Annotated in this window: 1 protein-coding gene; it reads left to right on the top strand. The window is 50.8% G+C overall.

The window, feature by feature from the left end; genetic code table 11:
* Positions 1–67 precede the first annotated feature (67 nt).
* Positions 68–535 (top strand): isocitrate lyase/phosphoenolpyruvate mutase family protein (locus tag ACTHS3_RS16720; RefSeq protein WP_440368605.1); only part of this gene is annotated, 468 nt, incomplete at its 3' end.

Genomic DNA, 535 nt, shown 5'->3' with positions numbered 1-535 from the left:
GTTTCAAGTTGTGAAAAAACCGAGCCGTCCGATTAATACTGAAAAAAGTCTATAAAGGAGAAATATGATGAGTCAACACTCTGCCGGAGCGCGTTTCCGTCAAGCCGTGAAAGAATCGAATCCACTAGCCGTCGTCGGTTGCGTCAATGCTTACTTTGCACGATTGGCCACCCAAAGCGGTTTCAAAGCAATCTATCTGTCTGGCGGTGGCGTGGCAGCCTGCTCTTGCGGTATCCCTGATTTGGGCATCACCACAATGGAAGATGTGCTGATCGACGCGCGACGCATCACGGACAACGTGGATACGCCTTTGCTGGTGGACATCGATGTGGGTTGGGGTGGTGCATTCAATATTGCCCGCACTATTCGCAACTTTGAACGCGCTGGTGTTGCAGCGGTTCACATCGAAGATCAGGTAGCGCAAAAACGCTGCGGCCACCGTCCGAACAAAGCCATCGTTTCTAAAGATGAAATGGTCGACCGTATCAAAGCTGCCGTAGATGCGCGTGTTGATGAGAACTTTGTGATTATGGCG

It is taken from the genome of Neisseria sp. P0009.S007 (assembly GCF_051962515.1).
This window is presented reverse-complemented; position numbering and strand designations above follow the sequence as displayed.